This window comes from Micromonospora sp. NPDC047730 (assembly GCF_043204765.1).
Lineage (GTDB): Bacteria > Actinomycetota > Actinomycetes > Mycobacteriales > Micromonosporaceae > Micromonospora.
In genome coordinates this window covers 551894-577429 of sequence record NZ_JBIDCU010000001.1, presented here as the reverse complement: position 1 = coordinate 577429, position 25536 = coordinate 551894, and the positions used below count along the sequence as shown (strand labels likewise).

Annotated in this window: 21 protein-coding genes; 7 read left to right on the top strand and 14 right to left on the bottom strand. The window is 73.0% G+C overall.

Going from position 1 to position 25536, the window contains the following annotated elements; all coding sequences use genetic code 11:
- Positions 1-58 precede the first annotated feature (58 nt).
- Genes ACGF5G_RS02845 through ACGF5G_RS02830 form a run of 4 tightly spaced genes read left to right on the top strand, consistent with a single transcriptional unit; the run spans position 59 to position 4965 of the window.
- Complete coding sequence (locus ACGF5G_RS02845; RefSeq protein WP_393258410.1) at positions 59-2242, top strand: MMPL family transporter; 2184 nt, start codon at positions 59-61, stop codon at positions 2240-2242.
- Positions 2239-3456, top strand: a complete 1218-nt coding sequence (locus ACGF5G_RS02840; protein ID WP_393258407.1) for a sensor histidine kinase — start codon at positions 2239-2241, stop codon at positions 3454-3456. The genes ACGF5G_RS02845 and ACGF5G_RS02840 overlap by 4 nt, the downstream gene beginning before the upstream one ends.
- Complete coding sequence (locus ACGF5G_RS02835) at positions 3444-4088, top strand: response regulator transcription factor (protein WP_350712079.1); 645 nt, start codon at positions 3444-3446, stop codon at positions 4086-4088. Before ACGF5G_RS02840 ends, ACGF5G_RS02835 begins: the two co-directional genes overlap by 13 nt.
- Before the next feature lies 1 nt (position 4089).
- Positions 4090-4965 carry a putative RNA methyltransferase gene (locus ACGF5G_RS02830; protein ID WP_393258404.1) on the top strand — a complete coding sequence of 292 codons (876 nt, stop codon included), beginning with the start codon at positions 4090-4092 and terminating at the stop codon, positions 4963-4965.
- Between the two features lie 73 nt (positions 4966-5038).
- Here ACGF5G_RS02830 and ACGF5G_RS02825 read toward each other — a convergent pair whose 3' ends face one another.
- The 9 genes from ACGF5G_RS02825 to ACGF5G_RS02785 form a co-directional block, all read right to left on the bottom strand.
- Positions 5039-5719: a DUF4272 domain-containing protein gene (locus tag ACGF5G_RS02825; RefSeq protein ID WP_393258402.1), complete on the bottom strand. Its 681-nt coding sequence runs from the start codon at positions 5717-5719 to the stop codon at positions 5039-5041.
- 110 nt (positions 5720-5829) lie between these two features.
- Complete coding sequence (locus ACGF5G_RS02820; protein WP_393258399.1) at positions 5830-7110, bottom strand: thymidine phosphorylase; 1281 nt, start codon at positions 7108-7110, stop codon at positions 5830-5832.
- A gap of 140 nt (positions 7111-7250) precedes the next feature.
- Positions 7251-7955: a cytidine deaminase gene (locus tag ACGF5G_RS02815; RefSeq protein ID WP_393258397.1), complete on the bottom strand. Its 705-nt coding sequence runs from the start codon at positions 7953-7955 to the stop codon at positions 7251-7253.
- Positions 7956-7969: 14 nt separating this feature from the next.
- Complete coding sequence (locus ACGF5G_RS02810; RefSeq protein ID WP_393258395.1) at positions 7970-9250, bottom strand: ABC transporter permease; 1281 nt, start codon at positions 9248-9250, stop codon at positions 7970-7972.
- A 3-nt stretch (positions 9251-9253) separates the two neighbouring features.
- Positions 9254-10585, bottom strand: a complete 1332-nt coding sequence (locus ACGF5G_RS02805; protein ID WP_393258393.1) for an ABC transporter permease — start codon at positions 10583-10585, stop codon at positions 9254-9256.
- 76 nt (positions 10586-10661) lie between these two features.
- A complete protein-coding gene (locus tag ACGF5G_RS02800; protein ID WP_393259197.1) occupies positions 10662-12212 on the bottom strand; it encodes an ABC transporter ATP-binding protein in 1551 nt (516 codons plus the stop codon).
- Positions 12213-12477: 265 nt separating this feature from the next.
- Positions 12478-13542 (bottom strand): BMP family protein, encoded by a 1065-nt coding sequence (locus tag ACGF5G_RS02795; protein WP_393258391.1) that lies wholly within the window; start codon positions 13540-13542, stop codon positions 12478-12480.
- Positions 13543-13820: 278 nt separating this feature from the next.
- Positions 13821-14162 carry a hypothetical protein gene (locus tag ACGF5G_RS02790; RefSeq protein ID WP_393258388.1) on the bottom strand — a complete coding sequence of 114 codons (342 nt, stop codon included), beginning with the start codon at positions 14160-14162 and terminating at the stop codon, positions 13821-13823.
- 46 nt (positions 14163-14208) lie between these two features.
- Entirely contained in the window at positions 14209-15213 is a 1005-nt protein-coding gene (locus tag ACGF5G_RS02785; RefSeq protein ID WP_393258386.1) for a hypothetical protein, read from the bottom strand.
- A gap of 88 nt (positions 15214-15301) precedes the next feature.
- Here ACGF5G_RS02785 and ACGF5G_RS02780 point away from each other — a divergent pair, with 88 nt between their 5' ends.
- Positions 15302-15901, top strand: coding sequence for a TetR/AcrR family transcriptional regulator (locus ACGF5G_RS02780; RefSeq protein ID WP_393258384.1), 600 nt, complete (start codon positions 15302-15304; stop codon positions 15899-15901).
- Between the two features lie 69 nt (positions 15902-15970).
- Here ACGF5G_RS02780 and ACGF5G_RS02775 read toward each other — a convergent pair whose 3' ends face one another.
- The 4 genes from ACGF5G_RS02775 to ACGF5G_RS02760 form a co-directional block, all read right to left on the bottom strand.
- Positions 15971-17782, bottom strand: coding sequence for a glycoside hydrolase family 13 protein (locus tag ACGF5G_RS02775; RefSeq protein ID WP_393258382.1), 1812 nt, complete (start codon positions 17780-17782; stop codon positions 15971-15973).
- Between the two features lie 143 nt (positions 17783-17925).
- Complete coding sequence (locus ACGF5G_RS02770; protein WP_393259195.1) at positions 17926-18843, bottom strand: sugar ABC transporter permease; 918 nt, start codon at positions 18841-18843, stop codon at positions 17926-17928.
- A 5-nt stretch (positions 18844-18848) separates the two neighbouring features.
- Positions 18849-20489 carry an ABC transporter permease subunit gene (locus ACGF5G_RS02765; protein WP_393258379.1) on the bottom strand — a complete coding sequence of 547 codons (1641 nt, stop codon included), beginning with the start codon at positions 20487-20489 and terminating at the stop codon, positions 18849-18851.
- Entirely contained in the window at positions 20489-21742 is a 1254-nt protein-coding gene (locus ACGF5G_RS02760) for an extracellular solute-binding protein (protein WP_393258376.1), read from the bottom strand. The genes ACGF5G_RS02765 and ACGF5G_RS02760 overlap by 1 nt, the downstream gene beginning before the upstream one ends.
- A gap of 200 nt (positions 21743-21942) precedes the next feature.
- On the opposite strand from ACGF5G_RS02760, the gene ACGF5G_RS02755 reads away from it, so the two are divergent.
- Both ACGF5G_RS02755 and ACGF5G_RS02750 read left to right on the top strand, forming a co-directional pair.
- Complete coding sequence (locus tag ACGF5G_RS02755; RefSeq protein WP_393258374.1) at positions 21943-23034, top strand: LacI family DNA-binding transcriptional regulator; 1092 nt, start codon at positions 21943-21945, stop codon at positions 23032-23034.
- Positions 23035-23237: 203 nt separating this feature from the next.
- On the top strand, positions 23238-24872 hold the full coding sequence (locus tag ACGF5G_RS02750) for a glycoside hydrolase family 13 protein (RefSeq protein WP_393258371.1): 1635 nt from the start codon (positions 23238-23240) through the stop codon (positions 24870-24872).
- A gap of 183 nt (positions 24873-25055) precedes the next feature.
- Here ACGF5G_RS02750 and ACGF5G_RS02745 read toward each other — a convergent pair whose 3' ends face one another.
- Positions 25056-25499 carry a hypothetical protein gene (locus ACGF5G_RS02745; protein ID WP_393258369.1) on the bottom strand — a complete coding sequence of 148 codons (444 nt, stop codon included), beginning with the start codon at positions 25497-25499 and terminating at the stop codon, positions 25056-25058.
- Positions 25500-25536: the final 37 nt, after the last annotated feature.

Below are 25536 nucleotides of genomic sequence, written 5' to 3'. Positions count from 1 at the left end.
CCGTCCGGCTGCCTAGCGTCAGCGGCATCACCAGAAGCCGACGTGGGGAGAGTTGCACGTGTTCACAACATTGGCCACGGCGGTGGTCCGGCGTCCGGGGCGGGTGATCGCCGGCTGGCTGCTCGCCATCGCCGCGCTGACCGCCGCCACCTTCGTCGTCTACGGGCCGGAGGGACCTCGGCCCGCCGACAGCCAGGCCGAGTTCCTGCCCGACCGGTACGAGTCCGCGCGGGCCGCCGGGATCGGATCCCGGATCTTCCCCGAACCACCGGGCAGCAGCGCCGTGCTGGTCGTCCGACGGGCCGACGGGGCGGCGCTGACCGCCGACGACAGCGCCCGGATCGACCGGCTGCCGCAGCAACTGCGAGTCGTCGGCGTCACCGGGGTGACCGCCGGCGCGACCGCCCCGGACGGGCGGCTACGCCTGGCCGAGGCGCGCCTGCCCGACGCCGCGCACGCGGAGCCGACCGTCCAGACGGTCAAGCGGCTGCGGACGGCCACCGACGACGCGCTGGCGGGAACCGGCCTGGTCGGCGGCTGGACCGGGGAGGCCGCCGGCGCGGCCGACAGCTTCCTGCTCGACCTGATCGTCCACGGCGCCATGATGCTGGTGATCCTGGTCCTGCTGCTGGTCGTCTTCCGCAGCCCGGCGATCGCGCTGCTCAACCTGTTCCTCGTGCTGCTGGTCGCGCAGGCCGCCACCGGCCTGCTCGCCCTGGGCGGGAAGGTCTTCGGATACGCCCTGGACGCCTCCACCACGGGCCTGCTTCCGGTCGTGCTGCTCGGCATCGGCACCGACTACGCCGTCTTCCTGCTCTTCCGCTACCGGGAACGTCTCCGGGCCGGCGACGACCGCCGTACCGCGATGGTCCACGCGGCCAGCCGGATCGGCGGGGTGGTCACCGTGTCCGCGCTGGTCGTGGCGGTGGCGTTCGGCGCGCTGGTGCTCTCCCAGCTCGCCTCCTTCCAGGTGCTCGGCCCGGCGCTGGCCGTCGCCGTCCTGCTCATGGTGGCCGCCGCGCTGACCCTGTTCCCCGCGGTCTACTCACTGCTCGGCCGCCGGGGCTGGTGGCCGGCGAAGCTGGTCACGCCGGGTGGCGGGTCGACGCCCGGCCACGACGGCGACGAGCCGACCGGGCGGTCGGCCCGGACCGCCCGCCTGGTCGCCCGCCGGCCGGCCCGGGTCGCGCTGGCCACGGTCGCCGCCCTCCTGCTGCTCGGTCTCGGCGCGCTGGCGCACAAGCCCAGCTACGAACTCGACACGCTGCCGTCCGGCTCCGAGTCGGCCCGGGCCCTGGAGTGGCTCCGCTCGGGCCTGCCCGCCGGGACGCTCTCCCCGACGGTCGTGTACCTCACCGGCGCCGGGGTGGACGCGGCCACCGCCGAACGGTTCGCCGCACGGCTCGCCGAGGTGCCGATCGTGGCGGCCCCGGGCGGGGTCGAGATCGAGGGGGACGTGGCCCAGGTGCGGCTGCTGCTCACCGAGCCGCCGTACTCGCAGCGGGCGATGGACGCGGTGGAGGACCAACTACGCCCGGCCGCGCACGCCGCCGCACCGGCCGGCACCCGGGCGTACGTCGGTGGGGAGACCGCCACCTTCGCCGACATCCGGACCGTGCTCGACGAGGACCTACGGCTGATCTTCCCGGTGGCCGCCGGGCTGATCGGGCTGCTCCTGCTGCTGATGCTGCGCGGCCTGCTCGCCTCGCTGGGCCTGCTCGCGGCGGTCGCGCTCGGCTTCGCCGCCACCCTCGGCACCAGCGTGCTGGTGTTCCAGGTCATCGGCGGCCAGTCGGGGCTCAACTTCCAACTGCCGCTGGTCGTGTTCCTCTTCGTCACCGCGATCGGGACCGACTACAACATCCTGATGATCGCCCGGTTCCGGGAGGAACTGCGTGCGGGACGGCCGCCCCGTCAGGCCGCCGCGGAGGCGGTACGCCGGGCCGGCCCGGCGGTCGCCGCCGCCGGGGTCATCCTGGCCGGCAGCTTCGGGGTGCTCGTGGCGTCGCCGATGCTGGCCCAGATCGGGCTCGCCGTCGCGGTCGGCGTGCTGATCACGACGTTCGGGCTCTCCTGGCTCCTGGTGCCGGCGCTGGCCGCGCTCACCGGTCGGGCCGCCTTCTGGCCGGCCCGTACCCGCCCCGGGCCCGGCCCCGCCTCCCTGCCGGGTGTCACGCCGGAGGCCCGACCGGTCCCCGCGCCGACGGGGGATGCGGTGCGAGCTGGGACAATGGCCCGATGAGCGGGGTGCGGCGGGCATGGCGGGAGATACACCAGTTGGCCGTCGCGGCGGGGCTGGCCGGGGCGGGCATCGGGTTCGCGCTGGCCACGCTCCTCACCGCCGGGCTCAGTCTGCTCGGCGTCGGCCTGCCCCTGCTCGACCGCACCCTCGCCGGCACCCGGACGCTGCTGGACCGGCAGCGCCGCCGGGTGCCGGGCCCACCGGTCCGGTCCCCGTACCGGCCGGTGACCGGCGGGCTGGCGGCCCGGTTGCGGACGGCGGCCGGGGATCCGGCCACCTATCGGGACCTGGCGTTCCTCTTCGCCCACTTCGCGTACGCCCCGGCGGCCGCGTGCCTCGCCGCGGGGCTCTGGCTCGGCGCCGCGCAGGGCCTGGTCATGCCGCTGATCCACGCGGTGTGGCCGGGCGCCGTCGACAACTACCTCGGCATCCCGGTCGACTCCCCCCGCAACGCCGGGCTGGCCGTCGTGGCCGGGCTGCTGGTGGGGGTCGGGGCGTACTGGCTGCCCCGGGGGCTGCTCCACCTGGAGCACCGGCTGACCCGGGCACTGCTCGCGCCGACCGCCCGGGCGGCCCTCGCCGAGCGGGTGGAGGAGCTGGCCGACACCCGCGCCCAGACCGTCGACGCCCAGGCGGCCGAGCTGCGCCGGATCGAGCGCGACCTGCACGACGGCGCGCAGGCGCGGCTGGTCGCGATGGCGATGAACCTCGGCCTCGCCGAGGAACTGCTGGCCCGGGACCCGGAGGCGGCCCGTGGGCTGGTCACCGAGGCCCGCTCCGCCGCCGGCACCGCCCTGTCCGAGCTGCGCGACGTCGTACGCGGCATCCACCCGCCGGTGCTGGCGGACCGGGGGCTCGCCGGCGGCGTCGCCGCCCTCGCCCTCGGCGCGCCCCTCCCGGTCGACCTGGACGTCGACCTGCCCGAGCGGCTGGCGCCCCCGCTGGAGTCGGCGCTCTACTTCACCGTCGCCGAGCTGATCACCAACGCCGCCCGGCACAGCGGCGCGGCCCGGGTGGCGGTGCGGCTGCACCGGGTCGACGGCACGGTCCGGCTGACCGTCTCCGACGACGGTCGGGGCGGCGCCGACCCGGCGCGGGGCACGGGCCTGGCCGGCATCCGGCGGCGGCTCGCGGTCTTCGACGGGCGGGTGCGGATCAGCTCCCCGGACGGTGGGCCTACCGTGGTCGACGTGGAGCTGCCGTGCGCATCGTGATCGCCGAGGACCTGGTGCTGCTGCGCGACGGGCTGATCCGGCTCTTCACCGCGTACGGCGACGAGGTGGTGGCCGCCGTGGAGACCGGCGACGACCTGCTCGCCGCCCTGCTGGAGCACCGCCCCGACGTAGCCGTGGTGGACGTCCGGCTGCCGCCCGGGCACACCGACGAGGGGCTGCGGGCGGCGCTGGCCGCCCGCGCCCGGGTGCCCGGCCTGCCGGTGCTGGTCCTCTCCCAGTACGTCGAGCAGCTCTACGCCCGGGAGCTGCTCTCCGACGGCGCGGGCGCGGTGGGCTACCTGCTCAAGGACCGGGTGGCCGACGTGGCGCAGTTCGTCGCCGCGGTGCACCGGGTGGCCGGGGGCGGCATGGCGATGGACCCGGAGGTGGTCTCGCAGCTGCTCGCCCGGCCGGCCCACGCCGCGCCGCTGGGCCGGCTCACCCCGCGCGAGCACGAGGTGCTGGCGCTGATGGCCGAGGGCCGCTCCAACGGCGCGATCGCGCAGCGCCTGGTGGTCACCGAGAAGGCGGTCAGCAAACACATCAACTCGATCTTCACGAAGCTCGACCTGCGCGACTGCGACGACGACCACCGGCGGGTCCGCGCGGTGCTGACCTACCTGGACGCCTGACGTGGACACCCGCATCGTCGACCGGCTCCGCTGCCCGGTCTGCGGCGAGCCGCTGGCGGAGGCCGCCGCCGGCACCGCCACCGCGCTGCGCTGCCCGCGCCGGCACAGCTTCGACGTCGCCCGGCAGGGCTACGTCAACCTCCTCGCCGGCCGCGCCCCGCACGCCGGGGACACCGCCGAGATGGTGGCCGCCCGCGCCGACTTCCTGGCCGCCGGCCACTACGACCTGATCTCGACCGCCCTCGCCACCGCCGCGACGGAGGCCGCGGACCGGGTCCGCGCGGCGCGGCCCGAGGCGTACCCCCTGGTGGTGGACGCCGGTGCGGGGACCGGCCGGCACCTCGCGGCGGCGCTGGCGGCGCTGCCGGACGCGGTGGGCCTGGCCCTGGACGTGTCGAAGCCGGCACTGCGCCGGGCGGCGCGGGCGCATCCCCGCGCGGCGGCGGCGCTGGCCGACACCTGGCAGCGGCTGCCGCTGGCCGACGCCGGCACCGCCGTGCTGCTGAACGTCTTCGCCCCGCGCAACGGCGCGGAGTTCCACCGGGTCCTCGACCCGGCCGGGTCCCTGCTGGTGGTGACGCCGGCCGCCGACCACCTCGCCGAGCTGGTCGGCGCGCTCGGCCTGCTCCGGGTGGACCCGGCCAAGGCGGACCGGGTCGCCGAGAGCCTGGGCGGGCGCTTCGCGCAGGTGGCGTCGACCCGGCACCAGCGGGAGTTGGCGCTGACCGGGCCGGAGGTCGCGACGCTGGTCGGGATGGGCCCGAGCGCGTGGCACACCGACCCGGCCGGGCTCGCCGCCCGGGTCGCCGCGCTGCCCGAGCCGGTCCGGGTGACCGTCGCGGTGGACCTCACCGTCTGGCGCCCGGCCCCGCGCTGAGGTGTAAGGAAGGGACCCTTCCTCTACCTCAGGCGTTAGTAAGGTGCCCTTCCTTACACCTCAGTCCGCCGGGTCAGGTGGAGAGGTCGACCTCTTCCCAGCCCGGGGGCTCGTCGTGGTAGGGCCCCCGCAGGATCACCGCCCACTCCAGCGCCCACCGGCGCTGACCGATGGCGTTGGCGTCGACCACACCGGGCGGCCTGCGGCCGGCCCGTTCCGTCTCCAGGTACGCCCAGTCGAGGCAGTAGTGCAGGTCGAGCAGCGCGGCCGCGTCGGCGGGGTGCTGCGGGGCCGCGAGGATCCGGGCACGCCACTGGCCGAAGGTCTCCCCGCCGGGAATGTGCGGCATCCGCTCCACCAGCCGCTCGTCCACCGGCAGGGTCGGGTCGAGCTGCTTGGTCAGGCCGAGCACCCAGGCCAGCGCGAAGAGCGCGTCGTGGTGCAGCACGAACGACCGGTGGTCGCCCTTGCCGCCGGTGACGAACTGGAACTCCGGCGGCGTGACCATCTCGACCAGGTGCGAGGCGAGCAGCCAGCTCATCGCGGCCTGCGGCGGCATCCCGAAGCAGCGCGCGAGGATCAGGTGCAGCACGGCGATCCGGGCCTCGATCTCCGCGGTGGGTCGCAGTTCGATCTGGTCGCCGGGCTCCCACACGAGCGGGAACTGGGGTGGCGGCAGCGGAAGACGCAGCCGGGACAATTCGTCCAGGCTCGCCTCACGCACCTCCCGTGGATCGGGGGCAGGTACGGTCACGGCGGAAATGTCCTGTCTGCTCGCGACGACTCGGCGCCGGTTGTCCCCCTGGCCAGGGAGGATAGCGCTCCGAGCCGGCCGACACCATGCCGCCCCGGCGACCGCCCCGCTCAGCCGATGCGCTCGATGACCAACGGCGTCGCGGCGGGCGCGGTCGGCGAGATCCGCACCGCCCGCGCGGCGTCGTCCCGCGCCGCCGGGATCCGGGCGGCGTGCTCCGCGCGCAGCTCGTAGAGGGGGTCGCCGGCCCGCACCGGGTCGCCGGGCCGCTTGTGCAGCACCACCCCCGCCGGCACGCTGACCGGGTCCTCCTTGCGCGCCCGTCCGGCGCCGAGCCGCCAGGCGGCCACCCCCATGGCGTACGCGTCGACCGAGGCGACGAAGCCGTCCGCGTCCGCGCGGACCACCTCGACCTCGTTCGCGGTCGGCATCGGGGCGTCCGGGTCGCCACCCTGGGCGCGGATCATCGCGCGCCAGGAGTCCATGGCCCGGCCGTCGCGCAGCGCGGCCTCCGGGTCGGCGTCCGGCAGCCCGGCCGCGTCGAGCATCTCGCGGGCCAGCGCCAGGGTCAGCTCGACCACGTCGGCGGGGCCGCCCCCGGCCAGCACCTCGACCGACTCGGTCACCTCGACGGCGTTGCCGATGGTCAGGCCGAGCGGGGTCGACATGTCGGTGAGCAGGGCGACGGTCCGCACGCCGTGCGCGCCGCCCAGCTCCACCATCGTCCGGGCCAGCTCGCGGGCCTGCTCGACGGACTTCATGAACGCGCCGGAGCCGACCTTCACGTCGAGCACCAGCGCCCCGGTGCCCTCGGCGATCTTCTTGCTCATGATCGAGCTGGCGATCAGCGGGATGGCCTCGACGGTGCCGGTCACGTCGCGCAGCGCGTACAGCTTGCGGTCGGCCGGGGCGAGCCCCGCGCCGGCCGCGCAGATCACCGCGCCCACGTCCCGGAGCTGGGCGATGAACTCGTCGTTGCGCAGCGCCGCCCGCCAGCCGGGGATCGACTCCAGCTTGTCGAGCGTGCCGCCCGTGTGGCCGAGGCCACGGCCGCTGAGCTGCGGCACGGCCGCGCCACACGCCGCCACCAACGGGGTCAGCGGGAGGGTGATCTTGTCGCCGACGCCGCCGGTGGAGTGCTTGTCGACGGTCGGCCGGTCGACGGCGGAGAGGTCGAGCCGCTCCCCGCTGGCGATCATCGCGGCGGTCCACCGGGCGATCTCCGGCGCGGTCATGCCACGGAGCAGAATCGCCATGGCCAACGCCGACATCTGCTCGTCGGCGACCAGCCCCCGGGTGTACGCGTCCACCACCCAGTCGATCTGCGCGTCGGAGAGCACACCCCCGTCCCGCTTGACCCGGATGACGTCAACCGCCGCAAAACCACTCATCACAAAAGATCTTCCCTAGTCGTGTGCAGATACCGATCCGCGAACCGTGACCACCGACGGCTGGGGCCTGCCGTGCCCGGCGGAGGGACCAAGCCTGACCGCCCGGAGCCGGGCACGGCAGGCCCCAGCCGGCTCTGAGCTCAACCACCCCAGCGGATAGGGATCTCCATCGGCGGCTCGCCCTCGCCCGCCCAGAAGATCGTGCCCGAGGCGTCCACGACCACGACCCGGGGCGTGCGGGCGTGCCCCCAGGCGATCGCCTCCGCCGGGTCGTCCCAGCTCGGGCCCTCCTCCAGCACGCCGGTCTCGGCGCCCTCGCTGTCCCCCGCGGACCGCTCCCAGTAGGCCGTCCAGACCTGCTGGCCGGCGGAGAGGTCGGGGTGCACGAAGACCGTGCCCCGGCCGCGCCAGGCCGCCAGCCGCTCCGGCACCACCGGCACCGGCGCCTCCCCGGTGACCGCCTCGAGGTCGGCCACGTCGAAGGCGTGCGGCAGCAGCTCGGCCATCCGCAGCGGGCCGCCCTTGGCCTCGATCAGGCACTCCGGGCCGCCCTGCTCCCACAGCAGCTGGCGGCACCGGCCGCACGGCATCAGCGGCTCGCCGGTGGCGTCGACGCAGGACAGGGCGACGATCCGGCCACCGCCGGTGGCGTGCAGCGAGGAGACCACGCCGCACTCGGCGCAGAGCACCACGCCGTACGCGGCGTTCTCCACGTTGCAGCCGACCACCACGCGGCCGTCGTCGACCAGGGCGGCCGCCCCGACGGGGAACTTCGAGTACGGCACGTACGCGTGCCGCATCACGTCCGTGGCGGCGGCCCGCAGCCGCTCCCAGTCGATCTCCATGTCGTGCTCCCCCGTCAGCCCTTGATGTACGGCTTGCCGTCGGCGGCCGGCGCCCGGACCCGGCCGACCAGACCAGCCACCGCCAGGATCGTCGCCAGGTAGGGCAGCATGGCCAGGAACTGGCTCGGGATGGCGCTGTTGATCGCGCCCAGGTAGGTGGCGAGCTGGTCGGCGAAGCCGAAGAAGAGCGCCGCGAGCAGCGCCCCCGTCGGGCTCCACCGCCCGAAGATCAGTGCGGCCAGGGCGATGAAGCCCTTGCCGCCGATCATGTTCTTGGTGAACGAGTAGAGCGCGAGCGTGTACGAGGCGCCGCCGATGCCGGCGACCACCCCGGCGAGCAGCACGTTGCGGTAGCGCAGCCCGAGCACCCGGACGCCCAGCGTGTCGGCGGCAGTCGGGTGCTCGCCGACCGAGCGGGTCCGCAGGCCCCACCGGGTGCGGAACAGTGCGATGTGGATGACCAGCACCAGCAGCAGGCCGAGGTAGAGGAAGATGTTGCCCCGGAACAGCGCCGGCCCGATCAGCGGGATGTCCGACAACAGCGGGATCTCCCAGTTGCTGAACCGGGGCGCGCTGTTGTACTCCTGCGCGTTGGGCTGCATCAGCCGCTCGTAGAGGAAGCCGGTGACGCCGACCGCCAGCAGGTTGAGCACGATGCCCATGACCACCTGGTCGACCAGGTAGCGGATCGAGAAGACGGCCAGCAGCAGCGAGATGAACGCGCCGCCGAGCGCCGCCGCGACCAGGCCCACCCAGACGTTGCCGGAGAGGCTGCCGAAGAGCGCGCCGCTGAAGGCGCCCATCAGCAACTGCCCCTCGATGGCCACGTTGACCACGCCGGAGCGTTCGCAGAGCACGCCGGCCAGCGCGCCGAAGATCAGCGGCAGGGCCAGGATGAACGTGCCCCGGACGATGTTGACCAGCGGCATGAAGTTCTGCCCGTTCGGCGCGGCCGAGACCTGCCAGCAGAGGAACGACAGCACGAAGCCGACCAGGCCGACGCCGAGCACGAGGGTGAACCAGCGCTTCGGCAGCCCGGCGAGCATCGCGACGCCGGCGGCCACGGTGACGACTCCGAAGAGAATCGCGCCGAGCGTGCCGTCGATCTTCAGGGCGGCGCCGGCGGCGTCCTCGCTGAGGGTGAACCGGGCCTGCTCGCCGGTGGCGAGCGCCCCGAACAGCACCGTCGCCAGCAGGCCGAGCCCGAGCAGCACGGCGCCGACCTTGCGGGTGCGGGTCCAGAAACCCAGGTCGACGGGGGCGACGGCGACGTCTTCGACAGCCATGGTGGACATGAGTTACCAGCCCTTCGCCAGGCTCGTCTGCAACCGGGCGGCGCGGGCGGCCCGGAGCTGGAAGATCGCCTTCACCAGGGCCGGCGCGGCGATGAAGATGACGATCAGCGCCTGGAGCACGGTGACCAGCTCCAGCGAGATCCCCGAGTACGACTGCATCCGGTTGCCGCCGGCCTGGAGCGCGCCGAAGAGCAGCGCGGCCAGCGCCACGCCCCACGGCTTCACCCGGCCGAGCAGCGCCACCAGGATGCCGTCGAAGCCGATCTGCGCGACCACCAGCGGGGTCAGCGCGCTGGCGGTGGTGCCGAGCACCATGTTCGAGCCGCCGAGACCGGCCAGGATTCCGGCGAAGACCATGATCAGGACGTACGTCCGGGTGACGCTGATGCCGGCGGTCCGCGCGGCGTCCGGGTTGGCGCCCACCGCGCGCAGCTCGAAGCCGAGCGTGGAGCGGTTCAGCAGCCACCAGACGGCCCAGGTGGCCAGCACCGCCAGGATGATGCCGGCGTGCACCCGCAGGTTGTCGCCGAGCAGCCGGGGCAGCTGGGCCGACGGGTCGACCGGCTTGCTGATCGCGTCCGTGCGGTTCGGGTCCTGGATGCCGTTCTGCACGATGATCCAGGTCAGGAAGTACGTGGCGATGTAGTTGAGCATGATCGTGTTGATCACCTCGTGGGCGCCGGCGCGCGCCTTGAGGATGCCCGGGATAAAGCCCCAGATCGCCCCGCCGAGCGCGCCGGCGAGCACCGCGACGAGCAGGTGCAGGCCGGGCGGCAGCGGCAGCAGGAAGCCGGCCAGCGCGGCCAGGATCACGCCCATCGTGGCCTGGCCCTGGGCGCCGATGTTGAACAGGCCGCCCCGGAACGCCAGCGCCACCGACAGGCCGGTGAAGACCAGCGGCGCGGTGTAGGTGAGCGTCTCGGAGATCGGGCTCAGCACGGCCTGGAAGCCGACCGCCTCGGGGTCGAAGACGGCGCCCTTGAACAGGTTGCCGTACGCCTCGCTGACCAGCGTCCAGCTCGCGTTGAGCGCGTCGGACGGCCGGGCGGTGATGTAGCTGTAGGTGGCCAGCACGTCGGGGTCGGAGACGATCATCAGCACGGCGCCGACGACCATCGCCAGGAGCAGCGACAGCAGGGTCACCGTGAAGGTGTTGGCGGCCCAGAGGTTGTCCAGGAACAGCCGCCCCAGCGAGGGCTTCGCCTCCGGGGCCGGCTGCTTCGGGGAGGTGGCCGCCTCGGCGCGCCCGGTGTTGCCGAGCGCGGTCTGCGCGGCCTGCGCCTCGGTCGCCGGCTCCTTGTCCGGAGAGCCCGACGGGGGGTTCGGGTTGCTCATGCCGGCACTCCGCTTCGCTCCGTGCCGCCATGAGGCACCACCGCGCAGAGCCTGATGATTCGCTCGCTTCGCTCGCTCATGCCTCGTCCTCGCTACCAGGGCCCTCGGCGGTCGGGGTCGCCGCGCCGCCGTCGGCCGTCGGCGCGGCCGGGGTCGTACCGGACGCGGCGGCGGGAGCCGTGTCGGGGGTGATGCCGGCCATCAGCAGGCCGATCTCCTCGCGCGGGGTGTCCGGGCCGACGATGCCGATGATCCGGCCGCGGTACATCACGGCGATCCGGTCGGCCAGGCCGATCACCTCGTCGAGTTCGCTGGAGACCACCATGACGGCGGTGCCGACGTCCCGCTCGCGGATGACCCGGCTGTGGATGAACTCGATGGACCCGACGTCGACGCCCCGGGTCGGCTGGGCGGCGATGAAGAGCTTCAGCGGCCGGGACAGCTCCCGGGCCACGATCACCTTCTGCTGGTTGCCGCCGGAGAGGGTGCCGACCGGCGCGTCGGCCGAGGAGGTGCGGACGTCGAACTGCGCGATCCGCTCCTTCGCCGACTTCGCGATGGCGTCCGGCTTGAGCGCCAGGCCCTTGCCGAAGGGCGGCCGGTCGTAGATGTCGAGCACCAGGTTCTCCGCGACGGAGAACTCCTTGACCACGCCGTCGACGCTGCGGTCCTCCGGCACGTAGCCGACGCCGGCGCGGAGCACCTTCTTGGTCGACCAGCCGTTGACCTGCTGCCCGTCGAGCGTGATCGTGCCGGCGAGCGTCGGGCGCAGCCCCATGATCGCCTCGATCAGCTCGGTCTGGCCGTTGCCCTGCACGCCCGCCACGCCGAGCACCTCGCCCGCGCGTACGGTCAGGTCGATCCCGTCGACCGCCCGGATCTGCCGGTCGTCGTCGACGACCAGGCCGGCGACCTCCAGGATCGGCTTGCCGGGGGTGGCCGGCTCCTTCTCCACGGTGAGCCGGACGCTGCGGCCGACCATGAGCGCGGCCAGCTCGTCCCGGCTGGCCTCGGGCGAGGCGGTGCCGACGGTCTTCCCGCGCCGGATGACGGTGATCCGGTCGGCGATCGCCTTGACCTCGCCCAGCTTGTGCGTGATGAAGACGATCGACTTGCCGGCGGCCTTGAGCGACCGCATGACGGTGAGCAGTTCCTCGGTCTCCTGAGGGGTGAGCACCGCCGTCGGCTCGTCGAGGATGAGCAGGTTGACGTCGCGGGTGAGCGCCTTGACGATCTCCACCCGCTGCTGGATGCCGACCGGCAGGTCCTCGATCACCGCGTCCGGGTCGACCCGCAGGTTGTAGCGCTCGGAGACCTCGGCGACCTCGCGCCGGGCCCGCCGCCGGTCCAGGAATCCGGCGATGCTGCCCCGGACCTGCTCGGCGCCGAGCATGATGTTCTCGGCGACGGTGAAGACCGGCACCAGCATGAAGTGCTGGTGGACCATGCCGATCCCGGCCGCGATCGCGTCGGACGGCCCCCGCAGCTTCAACGGCTCGCCGTCGACCAGGATCTCGCCCTCGTCGGGCTGGTAGAGCCCGTAGAGCACGTTCATCAGGGTCGACTTGCCCGCGCCGTTCTCGCCGAGCAGGGCGTGGATCTCTCCAGGCTCCACCGTCAGGTCGATGTGGTCGTTGGCGACCAGATCACCGAACCGCTTGGTGATGCCGCGCAGTTCGAGTCTCAGCGCAACCTCCTGGAGTGCGAAGCGATGGTGCAGCGTAGCTGCCGGGGGACCGCTCGCGGCGCGGGGCCGTCGTCGGGGGTGGAGCGGATCGGCCGCCCCTGCGTCGTGGGGGTTCCCCGCGACGCCGGGACGGCCGGAACGTCGTGCTGTACCGCTCGCCGGCCCTACCCCCGTGATCGTCTCACCGGGGTGGGCCGGCGGCGCCTCACTTCGGCTGGGCTGCGGAGGTGACGGTGACGGTGCCGGCGGCGATGTCCGCCTTCAGCTTGTCGATCTCCGCCTTCAGCTCGGCCGGGACCTTGCTGTCGAACTCGTGGTAGGCGGCGAGCCCGACGCCGTTGTTGGCGAGGTTGCCCAGGTAGCCCGGGTCGTGCGAGAGCTTCTCGCCGTTGGCGGCCTTGACGACGGCCTCCTTGACGGCGTCCGGAATGTTCTTCTCGACCGTGGTGATGATGGCCGCGCAGTCCGGGGTGCTCTCGCAGCCGTCGACGTCCACCCAGATGGTGTTGTACTTGCCGCCCGACGCCTTGGCCGCGCCGGTGGTGCCGAGGCCCGAGCCGCCGGCGACCGGCATGATGATGTCGGCCTGCTGGGCGACCAGCGCGTCGCTGACCTTCTTGCCCTCGTCCTGCTTGACGAAGTCGTTGGTGAAGGAGCCGTTCTGGGTGGCCTTGTCCCAGCCGATGACCTTGACGGTCTTGCTCTTCGTCTTGTTGTAGTGGGCGACGCCGTCGACGTAGCCATCCATGAAGATAGTGACCGGCGGGATCTTCATGCCGCCGTAGGTGCCCACCGTGCCGGTCTTGGTCATGCCGGCGGCCAGGTAACCGGCGAGGAAGCCGGCCTGGGCGGTGTCGAACTGCATCGGGTAGACGTTGCTCTCCGGCAGCTTCGCGTCGACGATGCCGAACTGCTGGTTCGGGTTCGCCTTGGCGATCTTGGAGGTGGCGTCACCCATCAGGCCGCCGACGGCCAGGATGAAGTCGCACTTCTGGTTGACGTACTGGGTCAGGTTGACCTCGTAGTCCGCCTCGGCCTTCGACGCGACGTACTTGATGTCGATGTTGTCGTTGGCCTTCTTGGCCTCCTGCAGGCCCTGCCAGGCCGAGGTGTTGAACGACTTGTCGTCGATGCCGCCGACGTCGGTCACCATGCAGGCGCTGTACTTCTTGTCGCCGCTGCCGGCGTTGTTGCTGTCCTCGGGAGCCTCACCGCAAGCGGCGGCGCTCAGCACGAGCCCACCCACCGCGAAGACCGAGGCAATCCGCATCCCACGCACCGAGCGCAAGACGTCTCCTTCCCCATTGCACACCGCGTCCTGCACGGTGGCAGCCCTATGAGCCGGCTGCGCTGCGCCGCCGGCGTCCCACGTTACGGACGGGAGCGTACGCCCGCGCCCACCCACCGGCCGACAATCGTGCACGAACGTTGAGCGCTTGTTACCCCTACGTAACCCTTAGGTGGGGCAGATCACTCTGGGTGCTGGTAGGTGGGCGCCGGGACGTCGCGGAAACGCCCGTTTTTCCCGGGCGGCCCTTGCCGGAGACGTTACCGCCAGAAGACCGCCACCGCCGCGTTGACCAGGGTCAACCCGACGATCGCAAGGAAGTGGCCGCGGCTGACCACGTCGCGCTTCCGGGAAAAGAAGACCATGACGAAGATCAGCAGGGCGAGCACCAACTTGGTAACAAGTTTGGCCGGGTCCGGCTCGTTGCCGTCACGCAGTGGCGCGGAGAGACCGATGCCGGTCAGCAGCATGATCACGGACCCCCAGAGCATGGCCGGGTTGATCCGCAACTTCCCGCTGATGTACTGGACGATCGCGCCGCCGAGCAGCAGGGCGAAACCGATCAGATGGACGTAGCGCAGTATCAGTCTGAGAGCTTCCACGCGCACATCCTCCCCCACCAACGACGGATCGTAGTAGCGGGGCGGTTCAGGGCGTGTCAGCCACCGCCCGGGGGCCGACCGGGCGCGGCGACCCGGCGGCGGCGGCGCCGGAGGGCCGGCGACCCACCAGGACCAGCACCAGCCCGACCAGCGCGTACCCGGCGAGGACGGTGAGCGACCGGGCGGACCCGGCGCCGTCGAAGAAGGTCACCGAGCGCAGCAGGGTGCCGCCGGCGCCCACCGGCAGGAACTGACCGACCGCGCCCCACGGCTGCGGCAGCAGCTCGGGTGCCGCGCTGACCGCCGAGAGCGGGTTGCCGACCAGGAAGACCAGCAGTGCGCCCAGGCCGAGGCCCGGCCGGCCGAGCAGCGCCCCGAGACCCGCCACCGTGGCCGCGGCGGCCAGCGCGAAGAGCCCGACCGCCGCCGCCTCGGCGAGCGGGTCGCCGTCGAGCACGCCGAGCCAGCCGTGCAGCACGGCCACGCCGGCGCCCCCGGCGAGGACGCCGAAGACCACCAGGCCGAGCAGTCGGGCACCCCGGCCGGCGACCAGGAGGGTCAGCAGCGCGCCGGCCAGCATGCTCGCCATCGCGAACGGCAGGAAACCGGCGGCGAACCCGGCGCCCCGGGGGTCGTCCGGGGCGGCGGGGACCACCTCGACCACCGGCACCGGGCGGCCGGCGGCGAACTGGGCGGCCGCCTCGGTGAGCAGCGCGGCGACCGTCGGGCTGGCGGCCGGCGCGGTGTGCAGGGCGACGCCCTCGGGGCCGGCGACGAACGCCGCGTACACCTGTCGGTCGCGCAGGGCCCGGTCGGCTGCCGCAGCGTCCGGGAGGGTGGTCACGTCGAAGGCTCCCGGCCGCGCGGCGGCGAGCCGGGCGGCGAGGTCGCCGGTGGCGGGCGCCGGGCCCGCGACTGCCACGGGCAGGTCGCGCGGCGCCAGGTTGGTGGCCGGAGCCGCGAAGAGGGGTACGAGCAGCGCCAGCAGGACCGCCGCCAAGGCGGCGACACCGAGGGCGGCCGGCAGGGGCGGCGGGGTGCGGGTCGACATGGAGCCTCCTAAAACGAACGCTCATTCTTTTATGACTCCAGGCTGCCCCCGTGGTGCGCGACTGTCAAGAACGAACGTTCGATTTACGATGTGTCCCGTGCCCCGCGTCTCCCCGGAACACCTCGCCGCCCGCCGCCGCCAGATCGTCGACGCGGCCCGCCGGTGCTTCCTGCGGGAGGGCTTCCACCGCACGACAATGCAGGACGTGATCGCCGAGGCCGGTCTCAGCGTGGGCGCCGTCTACCGCTACTTCCCGAGCAAGGCGGATCTGATCAACGCGATCGCCGAGGAGGCGGTCGGCGGCGCCGAAGTCGTCCTCGACGACCTGCTCCAGCGGGAGCCACCGCTCCCCCTGGTCGAGGCGCTCGACCGCACGCTGGCGTACGTGGAGACGCAGACCGGCGACGACGGCACCCTGCGGATCGCGATCCAGGTCTGGGGCGAGGCACAGCGGGACCCGGTGCTGGCCGAGTTCGTGGCCGACAAGTACGACGGCATCCGCCGCCACTTCGAGGCGCTCGTCCGGCGCGCCCAGGGCACCGGCGAGGTGGCCGCCGACGCCGACCCGAAGGCGGTCGCCGCCGGCCTCTTCGCCCTGGTCATCGGCTGGTTCCTCCAGCGGCTCCTCACCGGCCGCCCGGACCGCGCCACCTACCTCGCCGGCGTCCGCGCCCTCCTCGCCCCCTGACCGACCCCTACCCCACCCCACCCCGCCCCGGCGGCGCGCACGGGGCAGGGCGGCGCGGGCGGCCCCGGGTCAGGGGAGACGCCAGGCCTGGAAGGTGGGGCCGTCGGCGGGCAGGGTGACCGTGCCGTCCGGGTCGGGGCGGAGGGCGGGGGCGCCGCCGTAGACGTTCTCCGCCGCCCGCAGCCCGCCCAGCCGGACCGGAGCGCCGGCGGCCCGGCGGGCCAGCACCAGCACGGTGCCGGTCGCCGCCTCCCGCAGGAAGACCAGGGTGTCCGCGTCGTGGTGCAGCCAGCGCAGGCCGCCGTGGCGCAGCGCGGGCTCGGCGCGGCGCAACGCGACCAGCGCCCGATAGCCGGCGAACGTCGACTCGTCCCAGGTCTCGGGCCGGTGCCACGGCATCGGGGTCCGGGAGCCCTCCCCGTTGGTGCCGGTCAGGCCCAGCTCGTCGCCGGCGAAGATCACCGGGGTGCCCGGCATCGTGGCGAGCAGACCGGCGGCGACCTCCTGCCGCGCGGCGTCGCCGACCACGGTGCGGATCCGGGCCGAGTCGTGCGAGCCGAGCAGCTGCCACGAGTGCGCGTACGACCGCCACGAGACCAGCGACCGGTAGGCGTTCATGGTGGCCAGCACGGCCTCGGCGTCCCGCCGCAGCACGCCGCCCGGGGTGCCGAGGAAGTTCGGCAGCGGGTCGTCGCCGTGCCGCAGCCAGGACCAGACGGGGTCGGTGAAGCCGACGTAGTTCATCGTCCCGTGCCAGCCGTCACGGTCCAGGTCGCCGGTGTGGTCGTGGCCGTGCTCGGCCAGCAGCAGGCCGTCGGCGCGGGTCTCGGCGACCACCCGGCGCAGCAGCGCCGCCACCTCGTGGGTGTACGCGTCGGCGCCCCGCCGCCCGGTCATGTTCGCCACGTCCACCCGCCAGCCGTCCAGCCCGTACGGCGGGCGCAGCCAGCGGCGCAGCAGCGAGTCCTCGGCGGTCGCGAAGCGCCGGCGCAGCTCGGCGCTGCCCCAGTTCAGCTTCGGCAGCGACTTGACCCCGTTCCAGGACTCGTAGTCTCCGGTGACCTCGTCGAAGTAGTACAGCTCCCGCTCCGGCGCGGACACGTCCGAGGCAGCCCGGGTGAACCACTCGTGCGCGTCGCCGGTGTGGTTGCTGGTGATGTCGCCGAGCAGCCGCCAGCCGCGGGCGCGTACGGCGTCGGCGAGCCGGGCCAGCGCGGCGTTCCCGCCGAGCAGCGGATCGACGGTGTCGAAGCTGGACGCGTCGTAGCGGTGGTTGGAGCGGGCCGGGAAGATCGGCGTCAGGTAGACGGTGTTCACGCCGAGCCGGTCCAGGTGGTCCAGCCGCCCGGTGACGCCGTCCAGGTCGCCGCCGTAGAACTGGTAGGGGGTCTCCGGGCCGCGCCCGATCACCGGGGTGTCCCAGTCGCACGGGATCGCCCAGTCCGGCAGGTCGCGCCCGTCGGCGGCGGCGGAGCGGGCGAACCGGTCCGGGAAGATCTGGTAGATCACCGCGTCCCGGGCCCAGGCCGGCGGCGGGGCGTGGGTGACCAGCTTGAAGTCACCGTTGTCCGGCACGTCGTGGTGCGCCACGCCGGCGGCGTTCAGCCAGCGGTAGCCGCGGCGGCCGGTGAGCATGAACCGGTAGTTGCTGACCGGGTTGCGGGCCTCGACCGGGACCCGCCACCAGACGTCGTCGCCGTCGGTGCGGTCGACGACCGCCTCGGTGAACCGGGGTTCACCGTCGCCGGTGGTGCGCACGTGCACCTGACGGACGTCGGCGCCGGCCGGCACCCGGACGAAGACGTCGACGGTGTCGCCGAGCGAGGGCTCCTGCTCGGGGACGTACAGGGCGGATCCGTCGTGGTGCGGCAACAGGGACATGGGGGTGCCTTTCGCGTCGATCGGACGGGGAGAGAAAGGGGCCACCCGCCGCGGCCGGTTTCCCGACCGCGGCGGTCGACCCGCGACTGCTCCGGTGTACGTCGGACGCCGACGCCCTTGCCGCAGCGGTGAGCCGAGGAGGCTCAGCCTTTGACAGCTCCGGCGGTGAGGCCGGAGACGATGTAGCGCTGGACCAGTTGGAAGACCAGCACCGTGGGAATGGCGGTGAGCAGGGTGCCCGCCGCGAAGATGCCGAAGTTGTTGTTCCGCTCCCCGGCCACCAGACCGAACATGCCGACCGCGAGGGTCTTGGACTCGCTGTTGGTCAGGAAGACGTTCGCCATCAGGAACTCGTTGATGGTGCCGATGAAGGCGAGCAGGCCGGTCACCGCCAGGATCGGCGCCACCAGCGGCAGCATGATCCGGAAGAAGACCTGGGCGTGCGTGGCGCCGTCCATCGTGGCCGACTCGTCCAGTTCCCGGGGGAGCGTGTCGAAGAAGCCCTTCATCAGCCAGGTGTTCACGCCGAGCGCGCCGCCCAGGTAGAGCAGCAGCAGCCCCCACGGCGTGTTGAAGCCGATCGCCGGCCACAGGTCGGTGATCGTGGTGAAGATCAGGAAGATCGCCACGATCGCCAGGAACTGCGGGAACATCTGGATCAGCAGGAGCGACAGCAGCCCGACGCGCCGCCCGGAGAACCGCATCCGCGAGAAGGCGTACGCCGCCAGCGCCGACAGGAAGACCGACGCGAACGAGGCCACCCCGGCGATCAGCAGCGAGTTGAGGAACCACCACCCGAACGCCGTGCGGTCGAACAGGTCCACGAAGTTGTCGAAGGACGCGCCGGTCGGCACCAGTTCGGTCGAGGAGAGCGTGCCGAGCGGGTTGAGCGCGGCCGAGAGCACGAACAGGATCGGGAAGAGGCTGAACGCGACCGCCAGCACGCCGACGAGATGGCGCCAGCCGACCCGGGCGAACCACCGGTTGCGGCCCCGGCCCGCGTTGCGGTTGGCGGCCGGGGCGGCGCCGGTGCCGCCGCCCGCGACCGAAGTGCCGTGCAGCGAGGTCACGAGTACACCTCCTCCTGCTTGCGGGTGCGCCGGAAGCTCACCGCCGAGACCACCGCGACGATGGTGAAGATGAAGATCGACACCGCGGCCGCCAGGCCGAACTGGGCTCCCTGGGCGCCGAAGGCCAGCCGGTAGGTGTACGTGATGAGCAGGTCGGTCGCCCCCGCGGTCGGGTTGTCCGCCGGGAAGGGGCCACCCTCGGTGGTCAGGTAGATCGCGTTGAAGTTGTTGAAGTTGTACGCGAACGACGCGATCAGCAGCGGGGAGAGCGCGACCAGCAGCAGCGGCAGGGTGACCGACCGGAACGACTGCCAGGGCGACGCGCCGTCGACCGACGTCGCCTCGGTCAGCTCCTTCGGAATGGCCTGCAACGCGCCCGTGGCGACCAGGAACATGTACGGGTAGCCCAGCCAGAGCTGCACCAGGATCACCGCGATCCGGGCCGACCACTCCTGGCCGAACCAGTCCACCCCGATCCCGAACAGGTTGTTGATCAGGCCGAAGTCCGTGTTGAACATGTCCCGCCAGACCAGCAGCATCGCGAAGGACGGCATGGCGTACGGCAGGATCAGCAGGACCCGGTAGAGGTTGGTGCCCCGCATCCGGGGCGAGTGCAGCGCCAGGGCGATGAACATGCCCAGCAGGAACGTGCCGCCGGTCGAGGCGATGGCGAAGGCGAAGTTCCACAGCAGGGTGCCGAAGAACGGCCCGGAGATGGCCGGGTCGGTGAGCACCCGGGAGAAGTTCTCCAGCCCGACGGTGACCTTCCAGCCCTGGGCCAGCCGCTCGCCGTCGGCGGCGACGAAGGCGCCGGTCTCCTCGTCCGCCGTCCAGGTCCGGCCGGTCTCGGTGTCCCGGATGCAGTCGCAGCCGGCGTCGTACGCCCGGACCGCCTTGCCCTCGTAGGCGCGGGACAGGCCGGCGGAGCGCACCGCGCCCCCGGCGGTCGGCACCACCAGGTCGGTGATCTCCTGGCTGCGCGCGCTGGCCTGACCGAAGTTGAGCACGGTGTAGCCCTCGGCGGCGGTGACCTTGCCGCCGGGCGCGACGGTGACCTGGCCGGCGTCGAGCTGGCGCAGCCCCCCGCTGTCGCCGGCCGAGACCACGCCGGTGGCCGGGTCGGAGACCAGGAAGACGAGCGGCCCGGTCGCCGGGTCGCCCTTGGTGGCGATCGACAGGGCGTACTCGGTGGAGCCGGGCACCTGCTTGACCGAGGCGGTCTGGATGGCGACGACGGCCTCGTCCTTGGTGCCGCGGTGACCGTCGCCGAAGTTCGTGAAGGCGGTGCTCGCCGTGTAGAGCACCGGGACCACCTGGAACGCGATCAGGAAGAGCGTGCCGGGGACCAGGTACTTCGCCGGGATGTGCCGCCGGGTCAGGTAGAGGTAGAACAGCCCGGCGGTGGTGGCGGCCAGGACTGCCAGCCCGATCCACTTCTCCGCCTCGACGAGCGGGAAGGCCGCCCAGATCGCGATCCCGGCGGTCAGGCCGAGCAGGATCACCTTGACGAGCAGACCGGTCGCGGTGATCGGCGCGTGGTGCCGCGCGGTGCGAGACGGGCGCGGGAGCCCGGAGCCGACGGGCTCCCGGCCCGGGTCCTGTGTGGCAGGTCCCGGGCCGGACAGCGACGTGCTCATTACTTGATCTGGCCGGAGATGGTCTTGCCGGCCGCGGTGATCGTCTTGGTCGGGTCGGCGCCGCCGATGATGGCGGCCTCGGCCTTACCGAACGGGTCCCAGATGGTGGCCATGGCGGGGATCGCCGGGAGCACCTGACCGTTCTTGCCGGCCTCCTGGAACTTGGCCAGGTCCGGGTCGGTGCCCTTGACCTGGTCCAGCGCGGCGGTCAGCGCCGGCGGACGGGGCTCGGCGTTGTAGAGCGCCACGGCCAGGTCGGGGGTGGTGACGTGGTTGGCCACGAACTCCTGGGCCAGGGCCTTGTTCTTGCCCTTCGACGCCACGTAGAACGCCTGGACGCCCACGAACGGCTGAGCCTCCTTGCCACCGGCGAAGCCGGGGACCGGGGAGATGTCGTACTTGATGTTGGCCTTCTTGGCGTCCGCGACGGCCCACGGGCCGGAGACCAGGAAGGCGCACTTCTTGCCGGTGAAGGTGGCGATCGAGTTCTCGGGGGTGATGGAACGCTTGAGCGCGCCCTCGCCCTTCTCACCGAGCGCGGCGATCTTCTTGAACGCCTCGATCGACTCCGGCTTGCCGACGCCCAGGTCCTTCGGGTCGTAGTCGCCGTTGGCGGCGGTGCCGAAGAGGTACCCGCCACCGGAGGTGTAGAGCGGGTAGATGTGGTACGCGTCGCCGTTCTGGCCGGACTGGAGGCAGAGGATCTCGCTGGCCTTCTTCTCGGCCTTGAGCTTCTTGCCGGCGGCGACCAGGTCCTCGATCGTCTTCGGCGCCTCGGGGGCCAGCTCGGTGTTGCGGATCAGCGCCAGGTTCTCCATGGCGTAGGGCACGCCGTAGAGCTGGCCGTTGAAGGTCACGGCCTTGACGGCGGTCTCGTTGAAGCCGCTCTTCTGCTCGGCGGCGAGCTGCACCGGGTCGATGGCGCCGTTCTGGACGAGGTTGCCGATCCAGTCGTGCGCGCCGACCACGACGTCCGGGCCGCTGCCCTGCTGCGAGGCGGTGACGAAGTTGGTCTGGAGGTCCTTGGAGACGGCCTGGACCTCGACCGTGACGCCGTTCTCCTGGCCGAACTTCTCGGCGAACGGCTTGAGGGCGGCGGTGCGCTTGTCGTCGGCCCAGATCACCAGCTTGCCGCCGGCGGCGGCCTTGGTGGATTCCTTCGCGGCCGGCTCGTCGCTGCTGTCGCTGCCGCAGCCGGAGGCGGCGAGCGCCAGGCCGAGGACGGCGACCACACCCGCGGTACGGATGCGCATCGGTACTCCTGTCGTCATGGCGGCCCGCCGGGGGAAGGGCGACCCGCCTGGAAACCTCTGTAAATTTCTTGCCAAACCGGCGCCCGATGTGCTGCGCCGCTGCTCTCGCGTGTTGCGGGGACGTTAGCAAGGGGTTTCAGAGAATGGAAGGGCTTGCAGGAGTGTACGCAAGATCTTGCTCGTGAGCTAAAGTGCGGGCCATGCGCGCTCGACTGTCCGACATCGCCCAGCAGGCCGAAGTCAGCGAGGCCACGGTGTCGCGGGTGCTCAACGACCGCCCGGGCGTGGCCCCCGAGACCCGGCAGGCCGTCCTGACCGCCCTCGACGTGCTCGGCTACGAGCGCCCCGCCCGGCTGCGCAAGCGCAGCGCCGGCCTGGTGGGCCTGGTGGTGCCCGAACTGGACAACCCGATCTTCCCCGCCTTCGCCCAGGTGATCGAGTCGACGCTGGCGCAGAGCGGGTTCACCCCGGTGCTGTGCACGCAGACGCCGGGCGGAGTCACCGAGGACGAGTACGTCGAGATGCTGCTGGACCGGCAGGTCTCCGGGATCGTCTTCGTCTCCGGCCTGCACGCCGACACCGCCGCCAACCACGACAGGTACCGCGCCCTGATCGCCCGTCCGCTGCCCATCGTCATGATCAACGGGTACGCGCCGGGCATCCCCGCCCCCTTCGTCTCCTGCGACGACGGCGAGGCCACCGAACTGGCCGTGGCCCACCTGGTGGCGTTCGGGCACCGCCGCATCGGCCTGATCACCGGCCCGGACCGGTTCGTGCCGGTGCAGCGGCGGGTGGCCGGCTTCCGGGCCGCGATGGGCCGGCTGGCCGGCGCGGCCGAGGCGGACCTCGGCGAGCTGGCCGAGCTCTCCCTGTTCGGTGTGGAGGGTGGCGAGGCGGCCGCCGCACGACTGCTGGACCGGGGCGTCACCGGCATCGTCTGCGGCTCGGACCTGATGGCGCTCGGCGCGATCCGGGCCGCCCGGCAGCGCGGCCTGTCCGTGCCGACCGACCTCTCGGTGGTCGGCTACGACGACTCCCCGCTGATGGCCTTCACGGACCCGCCGCTGACCACCATGCGCCAGCCGGTGGCCGCGATGGCGGTCGCCGCCGTCCGGGCCCTGGTCGACGAGATCAACGGGCACGCCGCCCCGCACTCGGAGTACGTGTTCCGGCCCGAGCTGGTGGTGCGCGGCTCCACCGCGGTCGCCCCGGCCGGCGGCACCCGTCCGGCCAGCGGCGGCGCCCCGGGCCGCCAGCGCCCCGCACCGCCCGCGCTCGCCGTCCCCGCCTGACCGCCCGCCGCGGCTGCCGCCCCGCCCGGGGCCCGGCGGACCGGCCGTGGGCGCTCGCGCGGGGCGTGACCGGGGCCATCCCTTGCGCAAGAAATGCTTGACTCTTGCAGCACCCGGGCGGCATCCTGCTCAGACCGCGCCTTCCACCCGCACCGCGCCGGGTGTGCTGTCCCGCGCGTCACAGAACGGGGAAACCGCCTCCGATGACCGTCAGCAACCCCACGCCGCTGACCGCCGACGACGACTGGTGGCGTTCCGCGGTCGTCTACCAGGTCTACGTCCGCAGCTTCGCCGACTCCAACGGCGACGGGATCGGCGACCTGCAGGGCATCCGCGAGCGCCTGCCGTACCTGCGCGAACTCGGCGTGGACGCGCTCTGGCTGACCCCCTTCTACACCTCCCCGATGGTCGACGGCGGCTACGACGTCGCCGACTACCGCGACGTCGACCCGATGTTCGGCACCCTCGCCGACTTCGACGCGATGATCACCGACGCGCACGCGCTCGGCCTGCGAATCATCGTCGACCTGGTGCCCAACCACACCTCCGACCGGCACCCGTGGTTCCAGGCCGCCCTGGCCTCCGGCCCGGGCTCCGCCGAGCGCGAACGCTACCTCTTCGCCGACGGCGGGGGCGCGGACGGCGAGCTGCCCCCGAACGACTGGGAGAGCATCTTCGGCGGCCCCGCCTGGACGCGGGTGGACGACGGCCAGTGGTACCTGCACCTGTTCGACCCGGCCCAGCCGGACCTGAACTGGCGCCACCCCGAGGTCCGCGCCGAGTTCGAGGACATCCTGCGCTTCTGGCTGGACCGGGGCGTGGACGGCTTCCGGATCGACGTGGCGCACGGCATGATCAAGGCCGAGGGCCTGCCCGACGTCGGCTTCAGCACGATGACCACGGGGCAGCGCCAGGTGGAGCTGCTCGGCAAGGGCCGGCTCCCCTACTTCGACCAGGACGAGGTGCACGAGATCTACCGCGCCTGGCGGCCGATCCTGGACAGCTACCCCGGCGGCCGGATGGCCGTCGCCGAGGCGTGGGCCGAGACCCCGCAGCGGCTGGCCCGCTACATCGGCCCGGACGAGCTGCACCAGGCGTTCAGCTTCGACTTCCTCGACGCGACGTGGTCGGCCGAATCGTTCCGCAAGGTGATCGACACCGCGCTCGCCGAGTCGGCCATCGTCGGCGCGCCGACGACCTGGGTGCTCTCGAACCACGACAAGCAGCGGCACGTCACCCGCTACGGCGACGGCGCCGAGGGGCTGCGCCGGGCGCGGGCCGCCACCCTGCTGATGCTCGCCCTGCCCGGCTGTGCCTACGTCTACCAGGGCGAGGAGCTGGGCCTGCCGGAGGTGCTCGACCTGCCGGACGAGCTGCGCCAGGACCCGGCGTTCCTGCGCACCGGCGAGAGCCGGGACGGCTGCCGGGTGCCGATCCCGTGGAGCGGCGAGCTGGCCCCGTACGGCTTCGGGCCGGAGGGCAGCGAGCTGAGCTGGCTGCCGGCCCCGGCGACCTGGCGCGCCCTCTCGGTCGCCGCCCAGGCCGGCGTGCCCGGCTCGACGCTGGAGCTCTACCGCACCGCCCTGCGGATCCGTCACGCGCACCCGGCGCTGGCCGCCGACGCGGGCGGGGTCACCTGGCTGGAGACCGGGCCGGGCGTGCTCGCCTTCAGCCGCGCCGCCGGCGACACCGTGCTGACCTGCGTGGTCAACATCAGCGGTGCCCCGGCCCTGATCGACGGGTACGGCGAGCCGATCGCCGCCAGCGAGGCGCTCACCGGCCAGGGCACGGGTCACCTGCTCCCGGTCGACGCGGCCGCCTGGTTCGAACGGCGCTGAGCGGGTAACCCGTCATCGACCTGGTCGTCCGTTGTGCCCCGCGCCGACGGGCGGCTGGGCCACCGACCCCTTGTGGTGGGGGGTGAGGTGGCGCCGGCGCCTCGTGGAGTCCGCTCCCCGGGGCGCCGGCGTCCATCCCGGACAGGTGTCGCCCCCGGCCCGCCCGGGTCCCTGCCGATCGGCTCAGGCGGCGCCGCCGGTGAGCTTCGCGGCGATACGGCTGAAGCCGGCCCGCAGCTCGGCCTCGCTGGGCGGGGCGAGCGGCTCGGTGCGGTGCTCCTCCGCAGCCGTCGCCTCGAGTTCCTCGTCGATGGTGTCCTCGAAGTCGCCGTAGAGGTCGGCCTCCTCGATCCGGGCCGACTCGTCCTCGGCGGCGACCTGCGCGGCGGCGATCTCGCCCCGTATCTCCTCCGCCGACACCGCCGGCAGCAGCGGCTCGACCACCGCCATCAGCTGCTCCTCGGCGACCACCGCCTCGGCCAGCGCGAGGGCGTGCGGTCGCTCGTAGGGGCCGCAGACCACCGGCTCCCACTCGTCGGCGTCGCCGAGCGGGCCGAAGGTGATGATCCACGGCAGGCCGAGCATCGGGGAGTCTTCCGGCAGGTCCAGTGTCACGAGTGCGCCCACGCGCCCATCATCGTCCGTCCCACCGGAAACGCGGGTG

Bases quoted from the DNA above. Each gene is read 5' to 3' on its own strand.
- ACGF5G_RS02840 (WP_393258407.1), top strand. From the start codon at position 2,239: ATGAGCGGGGTGCGGCGGGCATGGCGGGAGATACACCAGTTGGCCGTC.
- ACGF5G_RS02820 (WP_393258399.1), bottom strand. From the start codon at position 7,110: ATGAGTGGTTTTGCGGCGGTTGACGTCATCCGGGTCAAGCGGGACGGG.
- ACGF5G_RS02815 (WP_393258397.1), bottom strand. From the start codon at position 7,955: ATGGAGATCGACTGGGAGCGGCTGCGGGCCGCCGCCACGGACGTGATG.
- ACGF5G_RS02810 (WP_393258395.1), bottom strand. From the start codon at position 9,250: ATGTCCACCATGGCTGTCGAAGACGTCGCCGTCGCCCCCGTCGACCTG.
- ACGF5G_RS02805 (WP_393258393.1), bottom strand. From the start codon at position 10,585: ATGAGCAACCCGAACCCCCCGTCGGGCTCTCCGGACAAGGAGCCGGCG.
- ACGF5G_RS02795 (WP_393258391.1), bottom strand. From the start codon at position 13,542: ATGCGGATTGCCTCGGTCTTCGCGGTGGGTGGGCTCGTGCTGAGCGCC.
- ACGF5G_RS02785 (WP_393258386.1), bottom strand. From the start codon at position 15,213: ATGTCGACCCGCACCCCGCCGCCCCTGCCGGCCGCCCTCGGTGTCGCC.
- ACGF5G_RS02780 (WP_393258384.1), top strand. From the start codon at position 15,302: ATGTGTCCCGTGCCCCGCGTCTCCCCGGAACACCTCGCCGCCCGCCGC.
- ACGF5G_RS02775 (WP_393258382.1), bottom strand. From the start codon at position 17,782: ATGTCCCTGTTGCCGCACCACGACGGATCCGCCCTGTACGTCCCCGAG.
- ACGF5G_RS02765 (WP_393258379.1), bottom strand. From the start codon at position 20,489: ATGAGCACGTCGCTGTCCGGCCCGGGACCTGCCACACAGGACCCGGGC.
- ACGF5G_RS02760 (WP_393258376.1), bottom strand. From the start codon at position 21,742: ATGCGCATCCGTACCGCGGGTGTGGTCGCCGTCCTCGGCCTGGCGCTC.
- ACGF5G_RS02755 (WP_393258374.1), top strand. From the start codon at position 21,943: ATGCGCGCTCGACTGTCCGACATCGCCCAGCAGGCCGAAGTCAGCGAG.
- ACGF5G_RS02750 (WP_393258371.1), top strand. From the start codon at position 23,238: ATGACCGTCAGCAACCCCACGCCGCTGACCGCCGACGACGACTGGTGG.